The sequence below is a fragment of the Nocardia higoensis NBRC 100133 genome (assembly GCF_000308595.1).
In the GTDB taxonomy this organism is placed as follows: domain Bacteria; phylum Actinomycetota; class Actinomycetes; order Mycobacteriales; family Mycobacteriaceae; genus Nocardia; species Nocardia higoensis.
The window spans coordinates 81268-99432 of the sequence record NZ_BAGA01000065.1 but is presented as its reverse complement, the minus strand read 5'-3'; the positions used below and the strand labels follow the sequence as shown (position 1 = coordinate 99432).

Here is an 18165-nt window from a genome sequence, read left to right as displayed (position 1 = left end):
GCAGACTCGAAGCCATGACAGCGAAGGTTGATCCGATTCCCGAGGGATACCACTCCATCACCTGTTTCCTGGCGGTCGCCGATGGCAATGCCGCGATCGACTTCTACACCGAGGTGTTCGGGGCCGAAGTCTTCAGCCGCAACGACCTTCCGGACGGCAATCCCGCACACGCCGAACTGCGCATCGGCGATTCCACCGTTCAGGTGGGCATGCCGGTGCCCGAGCACGGCGTGCTCGCACCCAACGGCGAGTGGGTGCACACCTCGATCGTGCACTACTGCCCCGATGTCGATGCGGTGATCCGGCGCGCGTCCGAGCGCGGCGCCCGAGGCGTGGAACAGCCGCAAACCTTCGTCACCGGCGACCGCTACGGCTTGGTCCTCGACCCGTTCGGGCACCGCTGGGTGGTGATGACCCGCGTCGAGGACGTCTCCCGCGAGGAGGGCGAGCGGCGCGTGAACGAGTGGCTGGCCACCCAGGTCTGATCGAGCGGGAAGTGCCGCGCCGCACCGGCTTCCACGATCGGAGACCGGTGCGGCGCATCCGCCGGCGGGCACGGCTCAGCCCAGTCCGGCGGCGTCCATACCGCGCAATTCCTTCTTGAGGTCGGCGATCTCGTCGCGCAACCGGCCTGCCAGCTCGAACTGCAGTTCGCGGGCGGCGTTCATCATCTGATCGGTGAGCTGACCGACCAGATCGGCCAGTTCGGCGCGCGGCATGGACTTCACGTCGCGACCCTCGAACACGCCCGCGCTCATCGCGCGCCCCGGCTCGCCCTGGGCGCGGCGACCGCGGCTGGCATTGCGCCCCGACCCGCCGATCTCCACCTCGGTCTCCTCGGCCTCCCGATAGACCTGATCGAGGATGTCGGCGATCTTCTTGCGCAGCGGCTGCGGGTCGATCCCCATCTCCTCGTTGTAGGCGATCTGCTTGGCGCGGCGCCGCTCGGTCTCCTCGATGGCGTGCTGCATGGAGTCGGTGATCTTGTCGGCGTACATGTGCACTTCGCCGGAGACGTTGCGGGCCGCGCGGCCGATGGTCTGGATGAGGCTGGTGCTGCTGCGCAGGAAGCCCTCCTTGTCCGCGTCCAGGATCGCCACCAGCGAGACCTCGGGCAGGTCGAGGCCCTCGCGCAGCAGGTTGATGCCGACGAGCACGTCGTACTCGCCCAACCGCAGCTGTCGCAGCAGTTCCACCCGGCGCAGGGTGTCGATCTCGGAGTGCAGGTAGCGCACCCGCACGCCGAGGCCGAGCAGGTAGTCGGTGAGATCCTCGGCCATCTTCTTGGTCAGCGTGGTGACCAGCACCCGCTCGTCGCGCTCGGTGCGCAGCCGGATCTCGTGCAGCAGATCGTCGATCTGTCCCTGGGTCGGCTTCACCACCACCAGCGGATCGACCAGGCCGGTCGGGCGGATGACCTGCTCGACCACCTCACCGCCGGTCTGCCCCAGCTCGTAGGGCCCCGGGGTGGCCGACAGATAGACCACCTGGCCGATGCGCTCGGCGAACTCCTCCCAGGTCAGCGGCCGGTTGTCCACGGCCGACGGCAACCGGAAGCCGTACTCGACGAGATTGCGCTTGCGCGACATGTCGCCTTCGTACATGCCGCCGATCTGCGGCACGGTCACGTGCGATTCGTCGATGACGAGCAGGAAATCCTCGGGGAAGTAGTCCAGCAGCGTCGCGGGCGCCGATCCGGCCGGGCGGCCGTCGATGTGGCGCGAATAGTTCTCGATGCCGGAGCAGAAGCCGACCTGGCGGATCATCTCCAGGTCGTACTGGGTGCGCATGCGCAGCCGCTGCGCCTCGAGCAACTTGCCCTGCCGTTCCAGTTCGGCCAGCCGCTGTTCGAGTTCGGCCTCGATATCGGCCACCGCGCGCTCCATCCGGTCCGGCCCCGCCACGTAGTGGGTGGCCGGGAAGATGCGCACGGTGTCCACCTGACGCACCACGTCACCGGTGAGCGGGTGCAGGTAGTACAGCGCCTCGATCTCGTCGCCGAAGAACTCGATGCGGACCGCGAGTTCCTCGTAGGACGGGATGATCTCGACGGTGTCGCCGCGCACCCGGAACGAGCCGCGGGTGAACGACAGGTCGTTGCGGGTGTACTGCACGTCGACCAGCAGCCGCAGCAGTGCGTCGCGATCGACCTCGGTGCCGACCTCGAGCGCCACCGACCGGTCCAGATACGACTGCGGCGTGCCCAGGCCGTAGATGCACGACACCGAGGCGACCACCACCACATCGCGGCGGGACAGCAGACTCGAGGTGGCGGCGTGGCGCAACCGCTCCACGTCGTCGTTGATCGAGCTGTCCTTCTCGATGTAGGTGTCGGTCTGGGCGATGTAGGCCTCGGGTTGGTAGTAGTCGTAGTAGGAGACGAAGTATTCGACCGCGTTGTGCGGCAACATCTCCCGCAGTTCGTTGGCCAGCTGGGCGGCCAGCGTCTTGTTCGGCGCCATCACCAGGGTCGGCCGTTGCACGCGCTCGATGAGCCAGGCGGTGGTCGCGGACTTGCCGGTGCCGGTGGCGCCGAGCAGTACCACGTCCTTCTCCCCGGAGCGGATGCGCCGCTCCAGTTCGGCGATGGCGGCGGGCTGGTCACCGGCCGGCTTGTGTTCGCTGACCACCTCGAAGCGGCCCTCGACACGCTCGATGGAGCCGACCGGGCGGAACTCCGAGTGCGCGAGAGGCGTGCTCTCGTCCTCGGCGGGGATCTCGGTAGCGAAAGCCATGGAACCAGCGTAATTGCGAGGACCGACAGGAATCGCCCGAGCGGGCCGGACTCCCCTCCAGCCCGGCCCGACTCACGCCCCCGGCTGATGGCGGGGAACCGGATCGGAACGCTCGAGCCTCGGGCCGAGCCAGAATATCCACGCCAGCTATCGTCTAGCAACAAGTTCAACTCTCAACGATCCGAACCGGTCGGTTCGGCAACGCTCGCCCTACCGGTCGGCTGAACACCTCACCCCGGCGACACCGGTAGATTTCGGTCCATGACGCAGGCACCCGTGCATGTGCACCGGCCCAAGGTCGAGCACTTCGATGTGGCGAACAAGACCAACACCGACCCGAAGGGCTTCGTCCGCGCGGTCGAGCGCTACCGGGTGGAACCGTGGGGCCTGTACATGGCGCGGCATTCCGACCACCCGGAATTCCACTACCTGCAATCCTGGCTGCTGCCCGAGCTCTCGCTGCGCGTCACCGTCTTCGACTTCACCCCCGAGTGTCCCCGCGACCAGGACTTCTACCTCGATCTCGGAGTGTTCGCCCAGGTCGAGCCGCAGCTGTGGCGCTCGGTGGACCACTACCTCGACATCGTCGTGCGCACCGGCCGCGACACCGAACTGCTCGACGTGGACGAACTGCTCGCCGCACACGCCTCGGGATTGCTGACCGCCGCCGAGGCGCAGGCCGCCGTGGAGAACGCCACCCGCGCCATCGACGGGATCGCCGCGCACGGCTACTCGCTGGAACGCTGGCTCGACTCGCTGGGCATCACGCTCACCTGGCGCTGAGAACACCTCGAACGAACACCGGAAACGACATTCGGCCCGGCGGATATCCGCCGGGCCGATTCCGGGTGCCGTCCGCGGATCAGCCCGCCGACAGGCTCGGGAGCAAGCCGCCGAGCCCGCCACCGCAGGAGGCGCTGCCGGTGAATCCGCCGGAGCTCGCGGCCACCTGCACGGTCAGCGAGTCGCTGATCAGCAGCTGCCTGGCCTCCAGCCGGTGCGAACCGGCGGTGGTCGGCTTCCACTTGATGGTGACCTTGTCGCTGAGGAGCGAGGGCTTCACCGGGCTGCCCGGGATCGCCACGCCGTTGTCGGTGAACTTCACCTCGGTCAGCCGGTCGAGGTCGACCCGGGCGGTCAGGGTGTAGGAGCAGTCGACGGTGTGATTCTCGCCGGACACGGAGAGATCGCCGACCCAGGCGGCGGCGTGCGGGGCGGTGAGCACCGCGGTGGCGACCATGGCGCCGAATGCCGACGCGCCGAAACCGGCGCGCCGCAGGTGACGGTGTGATGCTGTCATGGGCGTTGCAACTTCCTGTCTTCCCTACCCACTCGTGTGGGTAGGCGTCACGCTACACAGACAAAGGCAAGCCCACGGTTATTTCTGAAATAAAAGCTTTTAACTACTTTCGCCCCGCTCCCCAGCCTGGATCCGCACGAGCGCGGGCCTGCCGGGGTCGGCATTGCCGTGCCACCGCTCGCCCGCCTCCGCATCGTTCCCGCCATCGCCGAGCGCGGGGAATCCCGAGGTCGTGAGCGTATCCCGCAGACCCTCCGCGGTGGCCACATCGGCGACGGTCACCCGGATATCGAGGAGATCCCGCGCGGGCAGTTCCGGCACCGCCGTCGGACCGACGTGCTCGATGCCCGACACCGCGGCGCCGCACGCCACCCGCAGCCGGGCGATCAGCCGCTGCGCCTGGGCCGCCCAGCCGGGATCGGCGGTCAGGAGGTCGGGGCTCGCCTCCGCCGCGACGCCGGTGCGCAGGTTGCGCTCGAAGGGGACCAGTCGCCGGTCCCACAGTTCGTGCACGACCGGCGCGATCGCCCCCTCCGGGCCACTGTTGTCCAACAGCACGTCGGCGACCGCGCGCCGCTGCTCGTCGGTGGCCTGCGCCGCGATCCGGGCGCGCGCGTCGTGCTCGGGCACGCCCCGGAATTCCACCAACCTGCGAATTCGGGTCTCGGCGGGTACGTCCACGATCAGCACCAGATTCATGAACGGCGCGAGACCGTTTTCCACCAGCAACGGAATATCCTGCACCACGATCGCGTCGGCAGGTGCGGCCGCGATCAATTCCGCGGTGCGCTTGCCGACGAGCGGGTGGGTGATGGCATTGAGTTTCGTCCTGGATTCGTCGTCGGCGAATGCCCTGGCCGCCAGGGCGGGCCGATCCAAGCTGCCGTCCGCAGCCAGGATGTCCGCGCCGAACGCCTCGGCCAGCGCGGCCAGCCCCTCGGTCCCGGGCGCCACCACTTCCCGCGCGATGACGTCGGAGTCCACGATCACCGCCCCGCGCTCGGCGAGAATCCGCGCCACCGTCGACTTGCCCGCTCCCATGCCTCCGGTGAGGCCGATCCGCAACATGCGCCCAGTCTCGCATCCCGGCACGACGGCTCATCCGTGGGCGTAGGCCGCATTCGGGCAGAATCTTTCGTCGCCGCCGGAGAATTCGTTACCGGCCGCCCTTCTTTTTGCCCGGACCGTGATATCGCCGAGACGATATCGCAACATTTTCATCGGTTTACCGCCGACGGCGACAAAGTTACGACACGCTCCCCCGCTCGGGCCCGCAAAATACGCCGAATGCGCGTGTCGCTCGACTAATCTTCGCCCTGGCGAATCAGACCGAATCCCCCAGTCCGACACCGAGCGAAGGAAATCCATTGCGCATGAGAATCCGCCGAGCGGGTCGCCACCGCCTCGGTATGGCAGGCGGGGTGCACTGCCTCGCGATCCCCGCTGTCGCGGCCGCCCACGCCGAGCATCGCCGGCCGTGGCTGTCGGCGCTGCTGCAGCCTGCCCGGCACAGTCTCGCCGCTCGCCGCCGGAGCACTCCGGCGCCCGCGACCACGCGCTGGGTACCCGCCACCGCGAACTGATCCGATCCGCTTCCGTTCCACCCGCTCCGAAGGCCCGGCCACCCGGCCGGGCCTTTCTCGTACCCGCGGCCCGGCCCGGTATCGACCGGCCGGCTTCCGGTGGGCGATGGCTGATAGCGACAGCGGTTGCAGAGTTCGCGACGGCGGCCCTACGCTTGACGCACTACCTGACAGTCACTATCAGGTAGCCGAAGGAGGGGCTCATGTCGTCACCCGCGCTCGTGGATTCACCGCCGGGTTCCGCCCCGCACCCCGCATCCGGGCTGCTCGGCCGATGGGGCGCCGCCATGGCCCGCCACCGCCGCCCGGTGCTCCTGCTCTGGTTGCTGCTGGTGATCGCGGGCGGCGCGGCGTTTCCCGCACTGGAAGGGCGGCTCGGCGCCCCTGACTTCACGGTGCCGGGTTCCTCCTCGGCCGAGGCCGATCGCCTTGTCGCCGAGCACTTCACCGCCTTCGGCGTGGAACAGGATCTGCTCGTCATCCACTCGCCACGCCACACCGCCGATGCCCCGGAATTCCGGGACGCCGTCGCGCGGGCCATGGCCGCCGCGCGCGCCACTCCCGGGGTGACCGGCGGCATCGGGCCCTACGACGGCGACCCGGAAGCACAGCTCTCCGCCGACCGGCATACCGCGCTCGGCATCGTCGGCATCGGCGGCGGGATCTCCGAACGGGTCGAGACCGCGACCCGGCTCCAAGCCGCGGTCACGGCGACCGCATCACCCGACTTCGAGGTCGCGGTCACCGGATACGGCCCGATGCAGGCGGATCTGATGGCGGTCGAGACCGCGGACATGCAGCGCGCCGAGACCATCGGGTTACCGATCGCGGCCGCTGTCCTTGTCCTCGCGCTCGGCGCGCTGGCCGCCGCCCTGCTGCCGATCGCCGTGACCGCGGCGGGAATCGCGGTCGCGGTGGGCGTCCTGTTCGGGCTCACCACCTGGCTGACCTTCGATTCGCTGGTGCTCTCGGTCGCGACGATGATCGCCACCGGCACCGCCATCGACTACGCGATGTTCCTCGTCAGCCGCTTCCAGGAGGAATCGCAGGCCCGCGGGATCACCAGCCGCACGCAGCGCGCGGAGATCGAGCAGGCCGTCGGCGCGACACTCGACACCACGGGGCGCACCGTCCTGGCCTCCGGCGTCATCGTGATGATCTCGCTGTGCTCGCTGGTCGTGGTCGGGTTGCGGATGCTCGACGGCATCGCGATCGGCGTGATCGCCGCGGTGTCGGCGACGCTGTGCGCGGCGATCACGCTGCTGCCCGCGCTGCTGGCGACCCTGGGCCCGGCCGTCGAGCGCGGCGCCCTGCCCGCCCGGCTGCGTCCCGCCCGAGCCGGCGACGATCCGGGCGCGAGCGCGTGGGACCGCTGGGCGCGCACCGTCATGGGCAGGCCGGTGGTCTTCGGCGTTCTCGGCGTCGCCGTGCTGGCGGCGTGCGCGTTTCCACTGACGACGATCTCGCACGGCATCGACATGGGCATGAACTCTCTGGACGGACAGCCGAGTGGGCGCGCGACCGTGCTGGTCCACAACGAATTCGGTCCCGGGCTGCTCGCCCCGTTGACGGTGATCGCGACCGGTCAACAGGATGCGCCGCTCCCCGCCGCCGCTCAGTCGGCGGTACTCGCCTTCGGCGCCGAACTCGGCCGCGACGAGCGGGTGGCGGCAGTCCTGCCCCAGCAGTCGGGAGGGCGCATCCTGCTCACGGTCGTCCCGCGTGATTCCTTCGATTCGGCCGCCGTCGCCGAGCTGACCCGGGAGCTCGCCGAGCGCGCCGAGGAGGTGCCGGGCGCCCGGATCGGGATCGGCGGCACTCCGGCCGTCTTCGCCGACGTCTCGGACCGGATCGCCGCCCGTTTCCCCTGGGTGATCGGTCTGGTCCTGACCGTCTCGCTGCTGTTCCTCGTCGTCGCGTTCCGCAGCGTGGTGCTCGCGGTGAAGGCGATCGTGCTGAATCTGCTGGCGACCGGCGCGGCGCTGGGTGTCACCGTGGCGGTCTTCCAGTACGGCCTCGGCGAGCGGGTACTGGGCTTCACCAGCACGGGTTTCGTGCAGGTCTATCTGCCGATGCTGGTGTTCGCGGTGCTGTTCGGACTGTCGATGGACTACGAGGTGTTCCTCATCCGCCGAATTCGCGAGGCGTGGGATCGCGAAGGCGACAACGAGATCGCGGTCGCCGAAGGCCTGCGGCACACCGCCCGCCCGATCACCGCGGCGGCCGCCATCATGGTCGCGGTCTTCGCCGGATTCGTCACCGCCGACGTGCTGGAGCTGAAGCAGATCGGCTTCGCGCTGGCCTTCGCCATCGCGATCGACGCGGTGATCGTGCGACTGGTGCTGGTTCCGGCGTTCATGCGACTGTTCGGGCGCTGGAACTGGTGGCTGCCCGGGCTCAGCCGACGATCCGCTCGATCGCCCCGATGACCGAATCGACCGCCTCGGCATAGACCTCGCGGAGTCCGCGCGCGAAATCGGCGTCCGCCCAATGATCCAGCGCCGCCACCGCACCCCAGATCGCGGTGGCGGCCGCCATCCGCACCCTCAGTTCGTCGGGGTCGCGTCCGCAGCGCGCGGCGAACACCGTGCGGAACCGGCCCTCGAGTTCACGCATCTGCCGGGTCTGGCCATCCCGTACTTCGGGGACGGTATGCACGAAGCGCAGGCGACGCGCGATCCGCTGTTCGGCCTCCTCGGTCAGCAGCGCGTCGATGGCGTCCGGCACGAGTGTGCGGGCCAGGGCGAGTAGTTCGCCCGGCGCCATGATCGCACCTTCCCCCGCCGTGCTGAGCAGGTCGAGGACTTGCTGATCGGCCTCGTCGTAGAGGACCAGCATCTCCTTGGTCCCGAAATAGCGATAGATCGAACTCGGTGACACATCGGCGGCGGCGGCCACCCGTTCGACGGTGACATCGCGGTAGCCGTACTCGTCGAACAGATCGAAGGCGACGCGCTGGATGCGGTCCATCGCCTCGCGCTTGCGGCGCTCCCACGCAGTCGAAGTCACTGCCGCTGCCGAATCCCCTGCCGTCACCGGCGCGCCCCGGCGGACGCGCCCCGCACCATCTCGACCACGGGCTCAGACTCTACCCCTGGCCCAGACACCCCAGGACGGCCGAAGACCCCCGGCCCACAGGGGACCGGGGGTCTTCGGAACTACTGCTGTCAGGCGTTGCCGGAGAGCTTCTCCCGCAGCGCGGCGAGCTGGGCATCGCTGGCCAGCGAACCACCGGCCGGCTCGGCCTGGCTCGAGGCCGACGGCGCGCCGCTCTCGGAGGAGTAGTTGCCGCTGCCGCCGTTGGCCGCCTCGGCCTCGGCGTCGGCCGCCATCTTCTCCATCTGAGCGGTGTGCATCTTGTGGCGACGCTCGGCCTCGGCGTAGCGCGACTCCCACTCGTCCCGCTGCTTCTCGTAACCCTCGAGCCACTCGTTGGTGTCGGGGTCGAAGCCTTCGGGGAAGATGTAGTTGCCCTGCTCGTCGTAGCTGTCGGCCATGCCGTACTTCGACGGGTCGAACTCGGCGCTGTAGTCCTCGTTGGCCTGCTTGAGGCTCAGCGAGATCCGGCGACGCTCCAGGTCGATGTCGATGACCTTGACCATCGCGTCGTCGCCGACGGCCACGACCTGGTCCGGCACCTCGACGTGGCGCTCGGCCAGCTCGGAGATGTGCACCAGGCCCTCGATGCCCTCTTCGACACGGACGAAGGCGCCGAACGGAACGAGCTTGGTGACCTTGCCCGGCACGATCTGGCCGATGGCGTGGGTGCGGGCGAACTGACGCCACGGGTCTTCCTGGGTCGCCTTGAGCGACAGGGAGACGCGCTCGCGGTCCAGGTCGACGTCGAGAACCTCGACGGTGACCTCGTTGCCCACCTCGACGACCTCGGACGGGTGGTCGATGTGCTTCCAGGACAGCTCGGAGACGTGCACCAGGCCGTCCACGCCGCCCAGATCGACGAAGGCGCCGAAGTTGACGATCGAGGAGACCACACCCTTGCGGACCTGGCCCTTCTGCAGCTGGTGCAGGAACTCGCTGCGGACCTCGGACTGGGTCTGCTCGAGCCAGGCGCGACGCGACAGGACCACGTTGTTGCGGTTCTTGTCGAGCTCGATGATCTTGGCCTCGATCTCCTTGCCGACGTACGGCTGGAGATCGCGGACGCGACGCATCTCGACCAGCGAGGCGGGCAGGAAGCCGCGCAGACCGATGTCGAGGATCAGGCCGCCCTTGACGACCTCGATGACGGTGCCCTTGACGGCCTCGTCCTTCTCCTTGAGCTCCTCGATGGTGCCCCACGCACGCTCGTACTGCGCCCGCTTCTTCGACAGGATCAGGCGGCCTTCCTTGTCCTCCTTGGTGAGAACAAGAGCCTCGACCTCATCGCCCACGGAAACGACCTCGTTGGGGTCGACATCGTGCTTGATGGAGAGTTCACGAGAGGGGATGACGCCTTCGGTCTTGTAACCGATGTCGAGCAGGACCTCGTCGCGGTCGACCTTGACGATGGTTCCTTCGACGATGTCGCCGTCGTTGAAGTACTTGATCGTGGCGTCGATGGCGGCGAGGAAATCCTCGGCGGAGCCGATGTCGTTGACGGCTACCTGCGGCGAGGTGACGGTGGTGGGCATATGTCGGTTTGCTCCGGACGGATTGTGGTCGGTTGCGGACATTGGAACTTTCGGTACGCTGCGTGATCACCGCGGCGTTGCGATGACGGGTACGTGAACCGTACCGCACCGCTGATGCGTGAAACCCAGCACGGGGTGCCTTGATTCCCAGTACGCTCGAGCTTTCCGATACCGCGATCCGATACCCGAAACCCCCAGCACACAAGGACCCACTGCACACTCGCGCGTTCAGCGTACGCGACCTTGGTAGACCGGGGCAAACCGGTCCGGACGCCACTCCGGCGACACGACGGAAACGGACATAAACCCCACGCGCAAGCCCCCGAAGCCGGTGCGCGCGGCGGCGACCCCACGAGGGACGCGGCGGCCGATCGAGCGCGCGGGCACCGATACAGTGCACCCGTGTCGGATGATCGCCATGCGCAGGCCAATGCCACTCTGGGCACCACGGGTACCACCAGGACGCGGCTGGGTTCGGCCGACAGCCAGCGCGCCAGCCGCCGCTGGTGGGACGCCGACGCCGAGGACTACCACCGCACGCACGCGGAGTTCCTCGGCGTGGACTCCCCCGGCGGCGAGTTCGTCTGGTGCCCGGAGGGCTTGCACGAGGGCGATGTGCACCTGCTCGGCGACGACCTGGCCGGCAAGCGGATCCTGGAGATCGGCTGCGGGTCCGCACCGTGCGCGCGCTGGTTGACCGGCCAGGGCGCCTACGCCGTCGGGCTCGATCTGTCGATGGGGATGCTGCGGCGCGGTATGGCGGCGATGGCCGCGGGCGGGCCGCGGGCGCCGCTGGTACAGGCGGGCGCCGAGTCGCTGCCGTTCGCCGACGAATCCTTCGACGCGGCCTGCTCGGCCTTCGGCGCGGTGCCCTTCGTGGCCGATTCCGCCGCGGTGATGCGCGAGGTCGCGCGGGTGTTGCGCCCGGGCGGTCGCTGGGTGTTCTCGGTGAACCACCCGATGCGCTGGATCTTCCCCGACGATCCCGGTCCCGCCGGGCTGCGCGCGACCATCCCCTATTTCGACCGCACCCCCTATGTAGAGGTGGACGGCGACGGCGAGCCGACCTACGTGGAGCACCACCGCACCATCGGCGACCGGGTGCGCGAGATCGTCGCCGCCGGATTGCTCCTCGGCGATGTGGTCGAACCGGACTGGCCGGAGTGGCTGGACCGGGAGTGGGGACAGTGGAGCCCGCTGCGCGGCGAGATCTTTCCCGGCACGGCCATCTTCGTCACGCACAAACCCGGCTGATCACCCAGCCGGGTTCGTCACGGAAATCCCCGCCGCGCCGCGCGCTCCCCCGTTCGCGCGCCCCGGCCGACTCGAACGAAAGCCTCAGTCGGAATCGGGGACAGCACCGGGCTTGGGCTTGCGCCCGGCCTGCTCCAGCGCCAGCCGCAGCGCGTACTCGATCTGCGCGTTGATGCTGCGCAGGTCGTCGGCCGCCCACCGGGCGATCGCCTCGTGGACGGCCGGGTCGAGCCGCAACAGCAGCTTCTTCCGTTCGGGCACGGCCGGGCTCAGTTGTAGAGCGTTCCGGCGTTGACCACCGGCTGGGTGGCGCGATCGCCGCAGAGCACCACCAGCAGGTTCGACACCATCGCCGCGCGCCGCTCCTCGTCGAGTTCGACCACGCCCTGCGCGGTGAGCCGATCCAGCGCCATACCGACCATCCCGACGGCTCCTTCCACGATGTGCGCCCGTGCGGCGACCACCTGAGCCGCCTGCTGACGTACCAGCATGGCCTGGGCGATCTCCGGCGCGTACGCCAGGTGGGTGATGCGCGCTTCGATCACCTCGATACCCGCCATCGCGGTGCGCTCACGCAGCTCGACGGTGAGTTCCTCGGCGATCTCGGTGCCGTCGCGCAGGCTGGTGCGGCCGGCGTCGTGCGCGTCGTAGGGGTGGGTGGTGGCCAGATGCCGGACCGCGGCCTCCGACTGGGTCTCCACGTACTCCTCGTAGTCGTCGACCGAGAAAGCCGCCTTGAAGCTGTCGACCACCTTGTAGACGACCACCGCGCCGATCTCGACCGGATTGCCGTCTGCGTCGTTGACCTTGAGCTTCTGGGTCTCGAAGTTGCGTACCCGCAGCGAGATGGATTTGCGGTCGGTCAGCGGGATCACCGAGTAGAAGCCGGGCTCGCTCACCGAGCCGATGTAGCGCCCGAAGAACTGCACCACCTTGGCCTCGTTCGGGTTGACGACGGTCAGGCCGGTCAGCAGGAGGAGCAGGACGGCCACGCCGACGGAGGCGGCGATGGCGGCGATCAGCGCGGGCACATTGTCACCGCCGGCCGCGGCGACGAAGCCGAGCGCGGCCGCGCCACCGAAGACGAGCAGCAGCACCAGCAGCGCCAGCAGTACGAGGAACCCGTTGACGCGCGATGCGGACCGGAACTCCATGACAACCTCCCGGAATATCGAAGTGATATCACGAAGATAGCACTGCGCGTGCCCGAGCTCACACGGTTCCCCACAATGCACACGAGCCCCGGAGGTTTCCGGGGCTCGTGCCGAGGGTGCGTCGAATACGACTCAGAGCAGGCGGGAGAGGAAGGCCTTCGTGCGCTCGTGCTTCGGCTCGGCGAGCATCTCGCGCGGCGGACCGGATTCGACGACCACGCCGCCGTCCATGAAGACCAGCTGATCGGCGACCTCCCTGGCGAAACCCATCTCGTGGGTGACCACCACCATCGTCATGCCGCTGTCGGCGAGCTCGCGCATGACCGTGAGCACCTCGCCGACCAGTTCCGGATCCAGCGCCGAAGTCGGCTCGTCGAAGAGCATCAGCTTGGGGTCCATCGCCAGCGCGCGGGCGATGGCGAGGCGCTGCTGCTGACCGCCCGACAACTGCGCCGGATAGGCATCGGCCTTGTCGGTCATGCCGACCCGCGCCAGCAGCTCGCGCCCGCGCTCGAGCGCCTTGGCCTTGGGCACCTTCTTGACCTGGGTCGGCGCCTCGATGATGTTCTCCAGCGCGGTGCGGTGCGGAAAGAGATTGAAGTGCTGGAACACCATGCCGATGTCCCTGCGCTGCCTGGCCGCCTCGCGCGGATGCAACTGGTAGAGCTTGCCGCCCTTCTGCCGGTAGCCCACCAGCTCGCCGTCGACGTAGAGCCGGCCCGCGTTGACCTGCTCGAGGTGGTTGATGCAGCGCAGGAAGGTCGACTTTCCCGAGCCGGACGGGCCGATCAGGCACATCACCTCGCCGCGCGCGACCTCGAGTGAGACGCCCTTGAGCACCTGCAGCGCGCCGAAGCTCTTGCACACCCGCTCGGCGCGGATCATCGGGACCGGCCCGTCGGCCGTTGCTGTCATTTCGCGATATCCGGTTTCTGTGCGTCGGCCAGTGCCCGCAGTTGCTTGGCGGTCAGCTGTCGCGACACGCCCCGCGAGTAGTGCCGTTCCAGGTAGTACTGCCCGACCATGAGCACGCTGGTGATGGCCAGATACCAGGTGGCGGTGACCAGCAGCAGCGGAATGGGCTGGAAGTTGACGCCGTAGATGTCACGGGCGCGGCCGTACAGGTCGGTGCTGAGCGGGATGGCGGTGACCAGTGAGGTGGTCTTGAGCATACCGATCAGCTCGTTGCCCGTCGGCGGGATGATGACGCGCATCGCTTGCGGCAGCACGGTGCGGCGCATGGTCTGTGACCAGGACATGCCCAGGGCCACCGAGGCTTCCCGCTGACCCTCTTCCACCGAGTTGATGCCCGCGCGCACGATCTCGGCCATGTAGGCCGCCTCGTTGAGCCCGAGGCCGATCACCGCGAAGGTGAACGCGGCCTGCAGACTCTGGATGTCGAACTCGACGAAGCTGGGCCCGAACGGCACCCCGAGCACGATCTGCTTGTACAGCGAGGGGAACAGACCCCAGAACACCAACTGCACGAACACCGGGGTGCCGCGGAAGATCCAGAGGTAGACCCATGCCGTCGCGCGCAGCACCGGGTTGGGCGACAACCGCATCACGGCCAGCACCGTGCCGAGCACGATGGCGATCAGCATGGCCAGCACGGTGAGTTCCAGGGTGACCACCGCGCCGGCGAGGATGCGGGTGTCGAACAGGTACTTCGCGTAGGTATCCCACTTGTAGGCCTCGTTGGTGGCCGCGCCGTAGATGAACAGCCCCAGCAGCGCCAGGATGATCGTCGCCGCGATCCAGCGCCCCGGCCTGCGCAGCGGGACCGCTTTGATCGGCTCCGGTGCCGGCGTCGCGTCGTCGGTTGCCGCCATCGATCAGCTCACGGCCCCGTTGATCACCGACTCGGTGATGGCGCCTTCCTGCACACCCCAGTTCTCGGTGATCTGCTTGTACTGGCCGTTCTCGATCAGGTGGTTGACCGCGGCCTGCAGGGCAACTGCCAGCGACGAGCCCTTCTCCACGGCGTAGCCGTACGGGGCGGAGTCGAAGACCGGTCCGGCGAGCTCGATCTTGCCGCCGCTCTGCTTCACCGCGTAGGCGGTCACCGGCGAATCCGCGGACATGGCGTCGACCTGCCCTTGGACCAGCGCGTTGGTGGCCGCGCTCTGCTCGTCGAAGGCCTTGATGGTTATGGGCGCCTTGCCCTCGGACACGCACTTGTCGCTCTTGGCAGGCACCTCGTCGGTGTGCTCGACCGTGGTGGCCTGCACCGCGACCCGCAGGCCGCAGGCATTGTCCGGGTCGATCGACTTACCGGTCTGCTGGGCCCACTGGATGCCCGCGCTGAAGTAGGTGGTGAAGTCGACCTGCTTCTCGCGCTCCTGGGAATCGGTGATCGAGGACATGCCCACGTCGTAGGTGCCCGCCTGGATCGCCGGGATGATCTTCTCGAAGGCGGACTCGACGTACTCGGCGTCGATGCCAAGCACCGCGGTGACGGCGTTCATCAGATCCACGTCGAAGCCGACGATCTTGCCGGAGGCGTCCTTGTACTCGTTGGGCTGATACGGGATGTTGACGCCGACCACGAGTTTGCCCGCCTGCTTGATGTCGTCCGGCAATTTCGCGGCGATCTCGGCGACCTCGGATACCTCGACCTTCGCGACCTCGTCGCCGGAGCCTTCGGTGTTGGTCGTGCATCCGGCCAGAACCAGCGCACCGCCGAACGCCGCGCACATCGCCTTCACACCGGACCTGCCCAGTACAGAACGAACAGACACAGCACCCTCCACAGTCTCCATGGGTGAAACGTGCGTTCACCACACGGTCGCAATGTAAGCGACACTCGGCGTTCGCGCTGGACAGTAATGCAAGCGAAACAGAACGACCGGAACCGCGATGCGGTGGCGTGCGCCGCTCAGGGCCGCAGGCCGCGGCGATAGACCTCCGCGATCCATTCCTCGTGGTCGTCCAGCTCGGGGATCCCCGCACCGGGCAACGGCCTGGTGATCGTCGCCAGACCGAGCAGGAACCGGACTGCCGAGAGGTCCGGCCGCACCGGCCCGGCTGCCGCAGCCCTGGAGCGAGGTCGGTCAGCTGCTGCCCATCGGCGCCGCGGGCACCGTCATCCGCTCCGCCGCCTTCTTCGACTGCGCCGGGTCCGGGCAGGCCACGCTCGTGCTCTTCGGATGGATCGTTCTCGGCCTCGCTCTGGTCGCCCTCTCGGCTCGTCACGCCACCTCGGCGACCACGGCCGACCCCGCCGACGAGCCGGCCGAGCGCGCGCCCCAGCCCGCGTGACGGCGTAACCAGCCGATTCCCAGGCGATCTCGCCAATAAGTGAATGGGGATTCTCATGCTGGGCTACGCTCGGCTCAACGGTTCGGGGGGCTGGGAACCGCGGTCGAGTGAAGTGGAGAATGTAGTGGGCAAAAGGGTGTCACCACGGGAAATAGCGCGGACGGCGACCGATGCGGTATCCGCGCTCGCGGTCCTCAGCAAGCGCGGGATGATCAACCCGCTGCAGCCCGCCGAAACCCTGCGTACCATCCGCGATTCGGAGATCTACGGCCCGTTCACCACCGTCATGCGCCACGGCGTGCGCGCCCACGGCGACTCGCCCGCGGTGGTCGACGAACGTGGCACGCTGACCTTCCACGAACTCGACCGGCAGTCCGACGCCCTGGCGCGCGGCCTGGCCGCCGCCGGGCTCGGCTCCGACACCGTGCTCGCCTCATTGTGCCGCGACCATCGCGGCATGATCCTGACCATGCTGGCGGCGGGCAAGCTCGGCGCGCGGCTGGTGCTGATGAACACCGGATTCGCCAAGCCGCAGCTGGCCGATGTCTCGGTGCGCGAGCAGGTGCAGGCGATCCTGTACGACGACGAGTTCACCGCGGTGGTCGAAGCGGTGCCCGAGACCACCAAGAGGTTCCGCACATGGGTCGACGACCCGGCCGGCGAGGACACCACGCCGACGATCGATGCGCTGATCGCGGCGCACGCCGACGGCCCGCCCCCGGCGCCACCCGCCGAGCCCGGCGGCGTCGTGATCCTCACCAGTGGCACCACCGGGACGCCGAAGGGCGCACCGCGCGACAAGGTCTCGCCGCTGACCTCGGCGCAGTTCCTCGACCGTATTCCGCTGCCGAGGAACAACACCATGGTCATGGCCGCGCCGGTCTTCCACGGCACCGGCCTGTCCCAGCTCGCACTGGGCTGGAGCCTGGGCAACAAGGTGGTGCTGCGCCAGCGCAAGTTCGATCCCGAGGCCACCGTGGCGGCGGTCGCCGAGCATCGCGCCGCGACCCTGGTGCTGGTACCGACCATGCTGCAGCGCATCATCGATCTCGGCCCGGAGGTGCTCTCCCGGTACGACACCTCCTCGTTGCGGGTCATCTTCGCGGCAGGCTCCTCGCTGTCGCCGGATCTGAGCGCGCGCACCGAGGCGGCCTTCGGTGAAGTCCTCTACAACCTGTACGCCTCCACCGAGGTGGCCGTCGCCGCCGTGGCCACCCCGCGCGACATGCGCGAGGCGCCGGGCACGGTGGGCCGCCCGCCGGTCGGCTGCCGGGTGGCGATCTACGACGAGCAGCGCAAGAAGGTCACCACGCCCGGCGTGGTCGGCACGATCTTCGTCTCCAGCGGCCTGAGCTTCAGCGGCTACACCGACGGCCGCACCAAGGAGACCGTCGACGGCCTGCTCTCCAGCGGTGACGTCGGGCATTTCGACGCCGAGGGCAGGCTGTTCATCGACGGACGTGACGACGACATGATCGTCTCCGGCGGCGAGAACGTCTTCCCGCTGGAGGTGGAGAACCTGCTCGTCGAGCGGCCCGACGTGCTCGAGGCCGCGGTGGTCGGGGTGCCCGACCGCGATTTCGGCAAGCGCCTGCGTGCCTTCGTCGTCACGACCGAGGACGCCGCCCGCGATCCGCAGGAGATCAAGGACTACGTCAAGGCCAATCTGGCTCGACACAAGGTCCCCCGCGACGTCGTCTTCCTCGACGAGTTGCCCCGCAACGCCACCGGCAAGCTGGTGCGCCGCACGCTCGAGGAGTACGAGGCAGCCACCGGATAGGCGCGACACGCCGAATCACGGCTGCGAATGCCCGGCGTGTCCATTGCCGGGGGAACAATGGCGCGCGTGCCCGGTGTACCGGAGATCGGCGAGCTGGACTGCCTGGTGGAGATCACCTGGCCCGCCGGTTCGCGGCCGTGGTGGGCGGCCCGGCACACCGGCACCGGCGCCCAGGTGGCAGCCGCGCTGGACGAACTGGCGGTGCGGGTGCGCATCGACCACTGGGCGCGCGCACTGTCGGTGCTCGACGAGCCGCTGGTCGGCTACAGCCTCACCGTCTGTGATCCCGAGGGCGATTTCCTCATCGACTACGCGGCGGCGGTCGCCCTGCACTCGGTGCCGGCCGTGATCCGGGCCCATGCGAGCCGGATCAGGGAACACGCCCGCCGTTAGCCCGATTCCGCACCCGCAGCACAGGATTCGCGACGCGCGAACCTTGTAGGGTGGCCATCGGGGAATCCCGGAGC

Annotated in this window: 18 protein-coding genes and 1 pseudogene; 8 read left to right on the top strand and 11 right to left on the bottom strand. The window is 68.6% G+C overall.

Translation table 11 applies throughout. The features are described from left to right. Nucleotides 1–14 precede the first annotated feature (14 nt). Complete coding sequence (locus ON26_RS09085) at nucleotides 15–485, top strand: VOC family protein (RefSeq protein WP_040795566.1); 471 nt, start codon at nucleotides 15–17, stop codon at nucleotides 483–485. A gap of 75 nt (nucleotides 486–560) precedes the next feature. Here ON26_RS09085 and uvrB read toward each other — a convergent pair whose 3' ends face one another. Beyond that, a complete protein-coding gene (gene uvrB / locus ON26_RS09080; protein ID WP_040795565.1) occupies nucleotides 561–2735 on the bottom strand; it encodes an excinuclease ABC subunit UvrB in 2175 nt (724 codons plus the stop codon). Nucleotides 2736–2996: 261 nt separating this feature from the next. On the opposite strand from uvrB, the gene ON26_RS09075 reads away from it, so the two are divergent. Continuing rightward, entirely contained in the window at nucleotides 2997–3518 is a 522-nt protein-coding gene (locus tag ON26_RS09075; RefSeq protein ID WP_040795564.1) for a ribonuclease FAU-1 family protein, read from the top strand. A 79-nt stretch (nucleotides 3519–3597) separates the two neighbouring features. Here ON26_RS09075 and ON26_RS09070 read toward each other — a convergent pair whose 3' ends face one another. Further along, the gene (locus ON26_RS09070) at nucleotides 3598–4035 is read right to left on the bottom strand and encodes a hypothetical protein (RefSeq protein ID WP_040795563.1); all 438 of its coding nucleotides are present in this window, start codon (nucleotides 4033–4035) and stop codon (nucleotides 3598–3600) included. Nucleotides 4036–4161: 126 nt separating this feature from the next. Beyond that, nucleotides 4162–5103 (bottom strand): annotated as a pseudogene (coaE, locus tag ON26_RS09065) (dephospho-CoA kinase); the annotation flags it as partial. A 305-nt stretch (nucleotides 5104–5408) separates the two neighbouring features. On the opposite strand from coaE, the gene ON26_RS32195 reads away from it, so the two are divergent. Both ON26_RS32195 and ON26_RS09060 read left to right on the top strand, forming a co-directional pair. Then, nucleotides 5409–5618, top strand: a complete 210-nt coding sequence (locus tag ON26_RS32195) for a hypothetical protein (RefSeq protein ID WP_083883954.1) — start codon at nucleotides 5409–5411, stop codon at nucleotides 5616–5618. A 203-nt stretch (nucleotides 5619–5821) separates the two neighbouring features. Beyond that, nucleotides 5822–8047, top strand: a complete 2226-nt coding sequence (locus ON26_RS09060; protein ID WP_040795562.1) for an MMPL family transporter — start codon at nucleotides 5822–5824, stop codon at nucleotides 8045–8047. On the opposite strand, the gene ON26_RS09055 is transcribed toward ON26_RS09060, so the two are convergent. Further along, on the bottom strand, nucleotides 8016–8627 hold the full coding sequence (locus tag ON26_RS09055; RefSeq protein WP_157171834.1) for a TetR/AcrR family transcriptional regulator: 612 nt from the start codon (nucleotides 8625–8627) through the stop codon (nucleotides 8016–8018). The genes ON26_RS09060 and ON26_RS09055 overlap by 32 nt on opposite strands. 158 nt (nucleotides 8628–8785) lie before the next feature. Next, complete coding sequence (gene rpsA, locus ON26_RS09050) at nucleotides 8786–10249, bottom strand: 30S ribosomal protein S1 (RefSeq protein ID WP_040795561.1); 1464 nt, start codon at nucleotides 10247–10249, stop codon at nucleotides 8786–8788. A gap of 402 nt (nucleotides 10250–10651) precedes the next feature. Between rpsA and ON26_RS09045 the strand changes: the two genes are divergently transcribed. Then, complete coding sequence (locus tag ON26_RS09045) at nucleotides 10652–11503, top strand: class I SAM-dependent methyltransferase (RefSeq protein ID WP_040795560.1); 852 nt, start codon at nucleotides 10652–10654, stop codon at nucleotides 11501–11503. Nucleotides 11504–11587: 84 nt separating this feature from the next. Here ON26_RS09045 and ON26_RS33230 read toward each other — a convergent pair whose 3' ends face one another. The 6 genes from ON26_RS33230 to ON26_RS33225 all read right to left on the bottom strand — a co-directional run bounded on the left by ON26_RS33230 (nucleotide 11588) and on the right by ON26_RS33225 (nucleotide 15676). Beyond that, nucleotides 11588–11764, bottom strand: a complete 177-nt coding sequence (locus tag ON26_RS33230) for a type II toxin-antitoxin system antitoxin (protein WP_157171833.1) — start codon at nucleotides 11762–11764, stop codon at nucleotides 11588–11590. Nucleotides 11765–11772: 8 nt separating this feature from the next. Beyond that, the gene (locus ON26_RS09040) at nucleotides 11773–12657 is read right to left on the bottom strand and encodes an SPFH domain-containing protein (protein WP_040795559.1); all 885 of its coding nucleotides are present in this window, start codon (nucleotides 12655–12657) and stop codon (nucleotides 11773–11775) included. A gap of 132 nt (nucleotides 12658–12789) precedes the next feature. Further along, nucleotides 12790–13542, bottom strand: coding sequence for an amino acid ABC transporter ATP-binding protein (locus ON26_RS09035; protein WP_040795558.1), 753 nt, complete (start codon nucleotides 13540–13542; stop codon nucleotides 12790–12792). A gap of 26 nt (nucleotides 13543–13568) precedes the next feature. Continuing rightward, complete coding sequence (locus ON26_RS09030) at nucleotides 13569–14489, bottom strand: amino acid ABC transporter permease (protein WP_040795557.1); 921 nt, start codon at nucleotides 14487–14489, stop codon at nucleotides 13569–13571. 3 nt (nucleotides 14490–14492) lie between these two features. Beyond that, the gene (locus ON26_RS09025) at nucleotides 14493–15419 is read right to left on the bottom strand and encodes an ABC transporter substrate-binding protein (protein WP_051026853.1); all 927 of its coding nucleotides are present in this window, start codon (nucleotides 15417–15419) and stop codon (nucleotides 14493–14495) included. A gap of 116 nt (nucleotides 15420–15535) precedes the next feature. After that, nucleotides 15536–15676, bottom strand: a complete 141-nt coding sequence (locus tag ON26_RS33225; protein WP_157171832.1) for a hypothetical protein — start codon at nucleotides 15674–15676, stop codon at nucleotides 15536–15538. A 119-nt stretch (nucleotides 15677–15795) separates the two neighbouring features. On the opposite strand from ON26_RS33225, the gene ON26_RS34895 reads away from it, so the two are divergent. The 3 genes from ON26_RS34895 (at nucleotide 15796) to ON26_RS09015 (ending at nucleotide 18091) form a co-directional block, all read left to right on the top strand. Beyond that, nucleotides 15796–15918 carry a hypothetical protein gene (locus tag ON26_RS34895; protein WP_281032379.1) on the top strand — a complete coding sequence of 41 codons (123 nt, stop codon included), beginning with the start codon at nucleotides 15796–15798 and terminating at the stop codon, nucleotides 15916–15918. A gap of 208 nt (nucleotides 15919–16126) precedes the next feature. Beyond that, on the top strand, nucleotides 16127–17698 hold the full coding sequence (locus ON26_RS09020) for an acyl-CoA synthetase (RefSeq protein WP_245545780.1): 1572 nt from the start codon (nucleotides 16127–16129) through the stop codon (nucleotides 17696–17698). 66 nt (nucleotides 17699–17764) lie between these two features. After that, on the top strand, nucleotides 17765–18091 hold the full coding sequence (locus ON26_RS09015) for a hypothetical protein (RefSeq protein ID WP_157171831.1): 327 nt from the start codon (nucleotides 17765–17767) through the stop codon (nucleotides 18089–18091). Nucleotides 18092–18165 lie beyond the last annotated feature (74 nt).